The 9,164-nt window shown below is 37.3% G+C and carries 10 protein-coding genes; 5 read left to right on the top strand and 5 right to left on the bottom strand.

Annotation, left to right across the window (positions count from 1 at the left end; all coding sequences use genetic code 11):
- Window positions 1–543 precede the first annotated feature (543 nt).
- From BIZ36_RS11680 to BIZ36_RS11670, 3 genes are all read left to right on the top strand, one after another.
- Window positions 544–975 carry an RpiB/LacA/LacB family sugar-phosphate isomerase gene (locus BIZ36_RS11680; protein WP_187458085.1) on the top strand — a complete coding sequence of 144 codons (432 nt, stop codon included), beginning with the start codon at window positions 544–546 and terminating at the stop codon, window positions 973–975.
- A gap of 95 nt (window positions 976–1,070) precedes the next feature.
- A complete protein-coding gene (locus BIZ36_RS11675) occupies window positions 1,071–1,985 on the top strand; it encodes a cation diffusion facilitator family transporter (RefSeq protein WP_187458084.1) in 915 nt (304 codons plus the stop codon).
- The gene (locus BIZ36_RS11670; protein ID WP_187458083.1) at window positions 1,986–2,429 is read left to right on the top strand and encodes a GNAT family N-acetyltransferase; all 444 of its coding nucleotides are present in this window, start codon (window positions 1,986–1,988) and stop codon (window positions 2,427–2,429) included.
- 50 nt (window positions 2,430–2,479) lie between these two features.
- On the opposite strand, the gene BIZ36_RS11665 is transcribed toward BIZ36_RS11670, so the two are convergent.
- The 3 genes from BIZ36_RS11665 to dcm all read right to left on the bottom strand — a co-directional run bounded on the left by BIZ36_RS11665 (window position 2,480) and on the right by dcm (window position 4,951).
- Complete coding sequence (locus BIZ36_RS11665) at window positions 2,480–2,860, bottom strand: hypothetical protein (protein WP_187458082.1); 381 nt, start codon at window positions 2,858–2,860, stop codon at window positions 2,480–2,482.
- 258 nt (window positions 2,861–3,118) lie between these two features.
- Window positions 3,119–3,721 carry a hypothetical protein gene (locus tag BIZ36_RS11660; protein ID WP_187458081.1) on the bottom strand — a complete coding sequence of 201 codons (603 nt, stop codon included), beginning with the start codon at window positions 3,719–3,721 and terminating at the stop codon, window positions 3,119–3,121.
- A gap of 3 nt (window positions 3,722–3,724) precedes the next feature.
- Window positions 3,725–4,951: a DNA (cytosine-5-)-methyltransferase gene (gene dcm, locus BIZ36_RS11655; protein ID WP_187458080.1), complete on the bottom strand. Its 1,227-nt coding sequence runs from the start codon at window positions 4,949–4,951 to the stop codon at window positions 3,725–3,727.
- 37 nt (window positions 4,952–4,988) lie between these two features.
- Here dcm and BIZ36_RS11650 point away from each other — a divergent pair, with 37 nt between their 5' ends.
- Window positions 4,989–6,197, top strand: coding sequence for a C40 family peptidase (locus tag BIZ36_RS11650; RefSeq protein WP_222937362.1), 1,209 nt, complete (start codon window positions 4,989–4,991; stop codon window positions 6,195–6,197).
- On the opposite strand, the gene BIZ36_RS11645 is transcribed toward BIZ36_RS11650, so the two are convergent.
- Both BIZ36_RS11645 and BIZ36_RS11640 read right to left on the bottom strand, forming a co-directional pair.
- The gene (locus BIZ36_RS11645) at window positions 6,187–7,245 is read right to left on the bottom strand and encodes a Gfo/Idh/MocA family protein (protein ID WP_187458079.1); all 1,059 of its coding nucleotides are present in this window, start codon (window positions 7,243–7,245) and stop codon (window positions 6,187–6,189) included. The two genes, BIZ36_RS11650 and BIZ36_RS11645, sit on opposite strands and share 11 nt — an antisense overlap.
- Window positions 7,246–7,318: 73 nt before the next feature.
- A complete protein-coding gene (locus tag BIZ36_RS11640; RefSeq protein ID WP_222937361.1) occupies window positions 7,319–7,909 on the bottom strand; it encodes an RNA polymerase sigma factor in 591 nt (196 codons plus the stop codon).
- Window positions 7,910–8,000: 91 nt separating this feature from the next.
- Here BIZ36_RS11640 and BIZ36_RS11635 point away from each other — a divergent pair, with 91 nt between their 5' ends.
- Window positions 8,001–9,155, top strand: coding sequence for a FecR family protein (locus BIZ36_RS11635; protein ID WP_187458078.1), 1,155 nt, complete (start codon window positions 8,001–8,003; stop codon window positions 9,153–9,155).
- Window positions 9,156–9,164: the final 9 nt, after the last annotated feature.

Here is a 9,164-nt window from a genome sequence, read left to right as displayed (position 1 = left end):
ATATCATTCTTTTTCTTTTTTAAAATTTAAAATAAAATGATGGTTATGATGGGTTGTTAATAATGGTTAAAAAAAAATGGTGGGAAACTTGCTGTAAACAGATTCAAGAAGTTATTGACAATCTTTAAACGATTAAGAATACAGTAAATCAGCTAATTAAATTTCTTATGAAAAGAGGTTGATAACAACTTTAAACATGAATTTTTTGAAAACTCAAGGTAAAATTAGTGTTAATTAAGTGTGTTTATTGTTTGAAAGTTGAATGTAAAATTGAAATAAAATAATTTGTTGTCTTTCGCCAGAGTTTATAAGGGGATATTAGGACGAGAAAACAAAATTTAAGATCCAGAATTTTTTGGTAGGTTATTAACAATTAATAAACCTTGTGGATAGTACAAATAAACAATGAGGGTTTCAAGGATTCAAACTATTGTTGTGAACTGTAGCTATTGTGTTGTGAAGCTGTTCTATTTTGTACATTTGTAGAGGTTTTATTAGAAATACTAAAAACCTTTTATCTTATAACATAACACCTTAGAAAAGATGAAAATTTCCATTGGTAATGACCACGCAGGAACGGAGTATAAACTGGCCATAGTAGGAATGTTAAAGGCTATGGACATTGATGTTCAAAACTATGGTACGGATGGTACGGATAGTGTTGATTACCCAGATTTTGTCCATCCTGTGGCAGATGATGTTGAAAACGGAAAAGTGGATTTTGGTATTATCGTGTGTGGTAGTGGCAATGGTGCTTCTATGACCGCCAATAAACATCAAAAAGTAAGGTGTGCCCTTTGTTGGAACAAAGAAATTGTTGAATTGGGTAGGGAACATAATGACGCCAATATTCTAAGCCTACCAGCTAGATACATTTCCCTTCCGCAAGCATTGGATATGGTAAAGACTTTTCTAAATACAGAATTTGCGGGCGGGAGACACGAACGTAGAATTGAAAAGATACCTTGTGTATAGTTGACCATTTCCGCAAATAATTTTACTAAAATTTGATGCCCTAGTTTTGGGGTTTATTTAACCGTAGTCTCTAACACAACAGGTTATCTTTGTTTATGGGGCATTCACATCATAACCATGTACATAGTCATACGGAGTTAAGTGGAAAAAATTTACTCATTTCCATTTTTCTAAATACACTAATTACGGTTTTTCAAGTAATTGGAGGTCTAATTTCCGGGAGTCTTTCACTGTTATCGGATGCCTTACACAATTTTAGTGATGTTCTCTCCCTTATCGTCAGCTACATCGCCAATTTATTATCTAAAAGAAAGGCATCAGCCAATAAAACCTTTGGATATAAAAGGGCGGAAATTATAGCTGCTTTTGTAAATGCCGCCACCTTGCTGATTGTTTCTGTCATTTTGATAATTGAAGCGGTAGAGCGTTTTCTGGATCCACAGCAAATAGAATCCAACCTGGTTATTTGGTTGGCATTTTTGGGTATACTAGCCAATGGGTTTAGCGTATTCCTTCTTAAAAAGGATGCTGCAAGCAATATGAACATGAAATCTGCTTACCTACATTTACTTACGGATATGTTGGCATCCGTGGCTGTTTTGATAGGTGGTTTACTTATGAAGTTCTACAAAATCTATTGGATAGACCCTTTGCTTACTCTAGGTATAGCAATGTATCTTATTTATGTAGGATGGGATTTGTTAAAGGAATCTACGCGGGTTTTAATGCTATTTACACCAAACACCATTCAGGTACAGGATATTGTGGATAGCATAGGAAAAATGGACAGCATAAAAAATGTGCATCATGTGCATATTTGGCAATTGAATGAGAACGAGGTGCATTTAGAAGCACATTTAGATTTTAATGAAGACATTAGTTTATCTCAATTCGAATCTATCTTAGAGGAAATAGAAGAGGAGGTTTTTCATAAGTACGGCATTAACCATGTAACCATACAGCCGGAATATGGCAAACCTGATAGCAAACATATAATTGTTCAAGATTAAATGGTAATAGAGGCGAAACCTTTTGATGAATTATCGGTTGAAGAAATACACGATATTTTTAAACTACGAAGTGAAATTTTTGTGGTTGAGCAGGATTGTGTTTACCAAGATATTGACGGCAAAGATGCAAAAGCGGTACATGTAATAGGTAAAAAACAAGGTGAAATAATTGCTTATACCAGAGTTTTTAAAGGAGGCGACTATTTTAAGGAAGCCTCCATTGGAAGAGTTGCGGTTAAAAAGTCGGAACGTAAATATGGTTACGGAAAAGATATCGTACAGGCTTCCATTCTGGCTATTGAGAGTCATTTTTTAGAAACTACCATTAGAATATCCGCACAGCTTTATTTAGAGCGGTTTTATCATGATTTTGGATTTCATCAAGTGGGAGAAGGGTATCTGGAAGATGGAATTCCTCATATAGCAATGCTACTAAACAAGTAAAGGCCGCAAATGCAGCCTGTTGTAGGAAAGAAAATTAGAGAAATTCCTATTTAAATTTTAATAGGTTCCTTATTGCTAAGGTTGATATCCTGAAGCATATTATCCGTAAACTTATAATGACCACGAGTGGTGATTATACGGAAACGATTGGAATTCATCCTGCTTAGGGTATCCAAAAACAACCACTTGGTCTTCAATAACCGTGGTTTTTCAGATTTAAGGCTGATTTCAAAATAGTACTTACGGCCATTTTTAACCGCTACTATATCTGGGGTAATGGTAGTTTCTGCGCCCCTGCCTTTTCTCACGTAGGATTTAGGGGTATCATACCCGTCCATATCGGCTTTGATATTCTCAAAACCTGTGGCCTCCAAATGATTGATTGACTTCTCTAAAAATTCCTGATTTTCTGACTTTTCTACTTTTACCATACCTCATAAAATAATATTTCTGGGCAAATAAGCAAAAACGAGGAGCTGATTAACAGTAGTTTAAGATTCTTCGGAAGATAAAAAAGAGGTAGTTCTATTTTTAAATAACCGACTAGAGGGTCGGTTTTTGGAGTATTCTTTTTCTGCTGTATATCCGTCAACATAGGGGATTGGAGACTTTCATTAGATGAAATGCACGAGTATCAATGTGAACTTAATTGATACATTGTTTCTCCGACCAACTAGTCGGTGAAACTTTTAGGTCAATCTCTTAGCGATACCCATTTCTATTAGGAAATCAAGTTTTAAAATAAGATTCAAAGGCTTTTCAACCTTGTTATTAGAAGAAAGATAGAGATATCCTTGTTTTCTATGATGAAGTTGAGGTATATTTTTTTTACCGTGTACTAAATCTGAATGATGAAAGGTATTCTCTTCAATTCCTTTTTCAGATAAAAATTGAAGTAGTTTTTTTCGATTAACAAATGTTATTTTACAGGAAGTGAATTTGTTGGGTTCGTCTTCATAAATGGCAGTAACCAAAGAATAAAAATGGGTTTCTTTTTTTGTATCAAATAACCAACCCATTCTTATTTTATCACTTTTAAAGTAGCTTATCTCAAAGGCGAACGTGGGTAGGTCATCATTAATATAGTCCAGTTGCGCCTTTTCATCAACATTATAGGAAATATTGGTTTTTCTTTGGGTCAACACCAAATCAATACCCTTTAGCTGTTTTTTTAAATCACTCTCTCTATGGAACGTATAATTATGTAAATGTGTCTTATAATAGCAATCAAGTAAGATTTGTAACCTTTGTTCCTTTTCCAAATCTTTCTTAAAATTACTTTTTAGGTTCAAAACTTACATTTTAATTTTTTGATAGAGTATTTGGGCAATTTTTTCAACAACACCAACTACTAGGGCATTACCCATAAAAAAAGCTCTTTTGGTATCGGTAATTCCTTCTAGCTTGGTGTGATTATCAGGAAACATATTTAATCTTTCCAATTCTATAGGGGTCAATCGCCTGAGACCTTTTTTGGTCTGTACTACATGCTTGAACCTGGAAGGAGATTTACCGCCCTCGCCGGTAATAATGGTTCTTGAGGCATTATCCAGAGCATCTGGGAATATCATTCCCCCTTCACTATAATTATAGGTATATCCGTTTTTAGCAGTTCTTATTTCCTTTTTGGCACCTTTGAGGTATTCCCATTTGGGATAGTCTTCCTCTGGTATATAAAATTCCGCCGGTACATCTCCATTTTGAAGTATCTTCCCTAAGCTCATATAATTGCCATGATAATCTGCCTCGGTTTTCATGGTATAGGCCTTTCCGTTGATAAAGACTCCGGTATTTTGAAATGGTGATAGCTTTTTTCCTTTATTGAAATTATCTGATAGGTTCACCAAATCATCTTCAATGGGCACTTCAGTAGGCCTCTTCGTCGAGTTTTTCAGAGGGAAAGCTTTTGCTATGGTACCATGGCTTTCTATCCATTCCTTTTTATCGCAAGTATTTATTGCTTGATAGACTTCGGTAGATTTGTGATAACCTAGAAAAAAAATGCGCCTTCGGCGCTGTGGCATCCCATATTCTGCTGCATTTATTACCCGCCATTCCACGGCATAGCCCAAGTCATCCAAACTTTTGAGCATGATGGCAAAATCCCGTCCCCTTTGGGAAGAAGGAGATTTTAAAAGTCGGTCTACATTTTCCAAAAACAAATAGGGTACCGGTTTTTGTTGTTCACTTAAAATACGATGGATGCTCCACCACAGTACCCCTTTTTTACCAATAAGACCTTTTGAATTCTGTAGGGTAGTGGCCACGGAATAATCTTGGCAGGGAAATCCGCCTACCAATAAATCGGCCTCGGGAATGTCGTCGATGGGCACTTCAGCAATATCTTGGTTGGAATGATTTTGTTTACCAAAACGCGCTTCATATACCATAGAGGCATGTTGGGTTTTGGTGCTGGGTTCCCATTGATTGCTCCAAACAACCTCAAACTTCCCGTTTTTTTCAAGTCCTAGCCGGAAACCGCCCACACCAGCAAAAAGTTCTATAACTTTGAATTTCTCCATGGAGACCAAAGTTAATTAATTTGATTTCGGAAAAGGAATGATGGATATAGCAAAAAGTGGTAGGGTATTATTGAAAATGTTGATGTGTATTGGTTTTATAGCTATAATAGCTTGCGAGGGCATCACTTCTCAAGAGCAGATTTTCCTAAATAAAATAAAGGAGGTGCGAAAAGAATTTGCGCCCGATAAACGAACGGTTCTTTTTGACGTTCATGTTTATACAGACCGTAAAAAATACTTGATTACCGGTGAAAGCAACAGTGCCGAGGCCTTAAATGCCTTAAGGGAAGAACTTAAGGAATCCGATTTTGATTTTACCGACGAGCTACGATTGTTGCCCGCTGAAACCTTGGGAGATACCGTACAGGCGGTGGTTAACATATCTGTTGCCAATTTACGGAGTAACCCTAAACATTCTGCAGAACTTGCCACACAGGCTACCTTGGGAACTCCGGTAAAGGTACTTAAAAAAGAGGGGGGATGGTTCTATATTCAGACTCCTGATAAATATTTATCCTGGGTAGATGACGGTGGAATTCAATTAATGACTTCAGATGATATGAAGGCCTGGCAAGCATCATCTAAAATAATTTATACCAAAACCTACGGTCATTCCTATGCCAATGAGGCCAAAGACGGTATTATTTCTGATTTGGTGGCAGGAAATGTGCTCGAGGTGGCGTCCGCTACCGATGAATTTTTTGAAGTGTCCTATCCCGATGGAAGAAAGGCTTTTGTAGTAAAGTCCGAGGCGGAAGACTATAACCAATGGATCGATCAAATGAATCCAACAGTTGAAGATTTGGTTAGCACTTCAAAGGAATTAATGGGTGTTCCCTACCTATGGGGAGGAACTTCAACAAAGGGAATGGATTGTAGCGGTTTTACCAAAACCATTTATTTTTTAAACGGTATGGTAATTCCAAGGGATGCCTCACAGCAAGTACATACGGGTAAATCTATTGATTCCATTCAGAATTTTGAAGATTTGGAAAAGGGAGATTTATTGTTTTTTGGACGAAAAGCTACCGACTCCACTGCTGAAAAAGTGGTGCATGTGGGTATGTGGATCGGTAATAATGAATTTATTCATGCCTCCAATATGGTTCGAATTAGTAGTATGGATCCCGAGGCCTATAATTTTGATGAATGGAACCGAAACAGGTATTTGAGAACTAAACGGATCTTAAAGGAAAAGGACCCGGATTTAATCGACCTTACCCAAATACCTTTATTTAAAGAATAACGGTTTGTCCCGTCCTAAAGGATTTGTCTGCTGCCAATACAATGCGCAAGCTATTGATGGCATCCCTTAGGTGGTCGCTTAAATCAATATCCTCGGTTATCGCTTTTAGAAAATACTCCTGTTCCAGAAGGCATAGGGCATCATGGTCAGGTTCATCAGAAGTATCCAATAGTTTATCGGGTTCCGTAAAATTTCCCTCCCTATCTGTAGCGCTGTAGTGTAATTTTAGGGAGCCAGTTTTAGAATGGCTGTCCACATCGTCAGAATCGCCTTTGGCTTCATCAATAATGGAAACACAACCTTTGGGCCCAATTACATCCTTTACAAAGAAGGCCGTTTCACTCATCATAGGACCCCATCCTGCTTCATACCAACCAACGGAACCATCTTTAAAACGAACCTGCAACTGTCCGTAGTTGTACATGCTCTTGTCTATTTCTTCCGTAAGACGGGCCCCAATGGCGCTTACACTGACCGGAACGGATTGGGTCATCAAACACATCATATCCACATAGTGTACCCCACAATCTACAATGGGAGACATAGATTTCATCAATTGTTTATGTGTGTGCCAATGGCCACCTGAACTTTGTTGGTTAAGATTCATTCGCATGACCAAAGGTTTCCCAAGGTTACGGGCAATTTCTACGAATTTTTCCCAAGCTGGATGAACTCTTAGAATATAGCCAACCACCATCTTTTTTCCCCTTTCAGCCGCAAGTGTAACCAGTGACTGGGCATCTTCTACCGTTAACGCCAAAGGCTTTTCAACAAAGACATGGGCGTTGGCGTTGAGTGCCATTTGTATATAAGTAGAATGTGTATCAGGATAAGTATTTATGGATACTGCATCTGGCCGGGTGGTACGTAAGGCTTCTTGATAGGAACTAAAAGTGGGGTAACCCCCTAATTCTTCAGATAGTCTTTCCCTACTTTCTGGAGAACGACTTACCAACCCAACAATTTCAAACCCATTTAATTGATGATAGGCCCTGGCATGTGAGGTTCCCATATTACCACAACCTACTACTAAAATTTTAATGGTCATTGGGTATTTGTTATAAATGATAATGCATTAACAAATTTCATAAGGACATTGAGAAAGAGTTAGAATACCTTACTTAATCAAAGTTGAAATTTGATTGTCTTGTTAACAAAAATAGTACAGGTCCTACCTTCTCTTCAAATTTGGCCCTTAATATTTTAAATGCCTTCGTAATGTGCCCCTCTACCGTTTTAACCGAAAGATTTAAGTGTTCTGAGATTTCAGAGTGGGTTAAACCATCTCTTTTATTCAAAAGAAATATTTCTTTGCACTTTTTTGGCAGTTTTTCTATTTCCGTGTTTACTATTTGCATCAACCGCTGCATTTCTTCATAATCGTTTTCAATAATTAAGTCAACGGCTTCAAAGTGCTTTTTTTCTAAATAAATTACGGGCTTCTTCTTTCTATAATGTGAAATAAAGGCATTGTAAACACATTTGTACAAGTAGTTCTTTAGTGAGAGTTCCGGCTTAATTTTTTTCCTTTTAGACCACAGATCAACCATTACACCTTGGACGATATCTTCCGCACTGTCATGGCACTTAGTGAAAGTATACGCATAACCGCATAGCAAAATATAGTACCTCTCCATTAGTAGATCGTAGGCTCGTTCATCTCCGATTTTCAGCCTCTCCGCCAAAAGTCCGTCTTGGTCCAAGATTTTCATGATTTTAAATATTTGCCAAAAAATTATAAAAAAAACAAAGGGGTTCGCAAATATTGTGCGTACTAATTATATATAAACATAACAATCAGTCTTGAAAACCGAAAAAATAATTGTCAAATTTCTTAATCATGAGGCAAACATTCATGAACTGGAAGTTCTGGACGACTGGTTAAGGACCGGTAAAAACCAGAAGCAATTTAATGCTCTTGTTCGCGCTGATTATTTTGCCCAATTTTCTATGGACTACTACGATTTGAATGCAGCAAAGAAAAAGGTCAAGGCCGATATAAAAAGACGAAAACAAGCTAAGGCAAGAAGACTTGTTTGGTCAACAAGTGTTGCTGCATCTATAGGGTTTATACTTTTTTTTGCTTTCCACTTCAAAACCCAGAATCAACCGATAGATTTAGAGGTTACATCTGTTAAAAATGAACCGGCGATAATTCCTGGAGCAGATAAAGCAATACTCACCTTAGGTAACGGAAATCAGGTTATTCTTGAAAAAGGCAGCACCTATGAGGACAGTCAAGTGAGCAGTAGTGGAGACAAAATAACCTATAAAAAGGAAGATAACAAAGCTCAAAATATACAGGTCAATCAATTAAGTGTGCCGCGAGGGGGTCAATTTTACTTGGTGTTGGCAGATGGAACGGAAGTATGGCTGAATTCCGAATCAAAAATTAAATATCCTACTAAGTTCATTAAGGGAGCCAAGAGAGAAGTTGAACTTTTGTATGGTGAAGCGTTTTTTAAGGTAACTTCTAGTGAGGTCAACTACGGATCCTCTTTTAATGTGGTCAATAGATTTCAAAAAATACAGGTGTTGGGAACGGAGTTTAATGTAAAGGCATACAGTGATGATGATACGATCAGGACCACCCTGCTGGAAGGAAGTGTAGAAATATCCAAAGACGGTATCTCCAAAAAATTATCTCCAAATCAGCAATCTGAAATAACCCGGGAATCAATGGCTATAAATATAAAGGATGTTGATGCACAACAGGAAATCGCTTGGATGCGTGGTCTGTTTTCCTTTAATGATGAACCATTGGAGAGCATCATGGAATCATTGTCTCGATGGTATAACGTTGATATTGTTTTTGAGGAAGCTGCCAAAAAGAACCACACTTTTACCGGAATTGTTGAAAGGTCCGAATCTATTTATGACCTACTTAAATTGATTGAAAGCACCAGTAATAATCAACTAAAATTTACAACCGATGAAGAAACCATAGTTATCAAATAAAAAAAAGGA

Origin of the sequence: Cytophaga sp. FL35 (genome assembly GCF_014349235.1) — a bacterium.
Taxonomy (GTDB): Bacteria; Bacteroidota; Bacteroidia; order Flavobacteriales; family Flavobacteriaceae; genus Euzebyella.
This window is presented reverse-complemented; position numbering and strand designations above follow the sequence as displayed.

Bases quoted from the DNA above. Each gene is read 5' to 3' on its own strand.
- BIZ36_RS11680 (WP_187458085.1), top strand. From the start codon at position 544: ATGAAAATTTCCATTGGTAATGACCACGCAGGAACGGAGTATAAACTG.
- BIZ36_RS11675 (WP_187458084.1), top strand. From the start codon at position 1,071: ATGGGGCATTCACATCATAACCATGTACATAGTCATACGGAGTTAAGT.
- BIZ36_RS11670 (WP_187458083.1), top strand. From the start codon at position 1,986: ATGGTAATAGAGGCGAAACCTTTTGATGAATTATCGGTTGAAGAAATA.
- BIZ36_RS11665 (WP_187458082.1), bottom strand. From the start codon at position 2,860: ATGGTAAAAGTAGAAAAGTCAGAAAATCAGGAATTTTTAGAGAAGTCA.
- dcm (WP_187458080.1), bottom strand. From the start codon at position 4,951: ATGGAGAAATTCAAAGTTATAGAACTTTTTGCTGGTGTGGGCGGTTTC.
- BIZ36_RS11650 (WP_222937362.1), top strand. From the start codon at position 4,989: ATGATGGATATAGCAAAAAGTGGTAGGGTATTATTGAAAATGTTGATG.
- BIZ36_RS11645 (WP_187458079.1), bottom strand. From the start codon at position 7,245: ATGACCATTAAAATTTTAGTAGTAGGTTGTGGTAATATGGGAACCTCA.
- BIZ36_RS11640 (WP_222937361.1), bottom strand. From the start codon at position 7,909: ATGAAAATCTTGGACCAAGACGGACTTTTGGCGGAGAGGCTGAAAATC.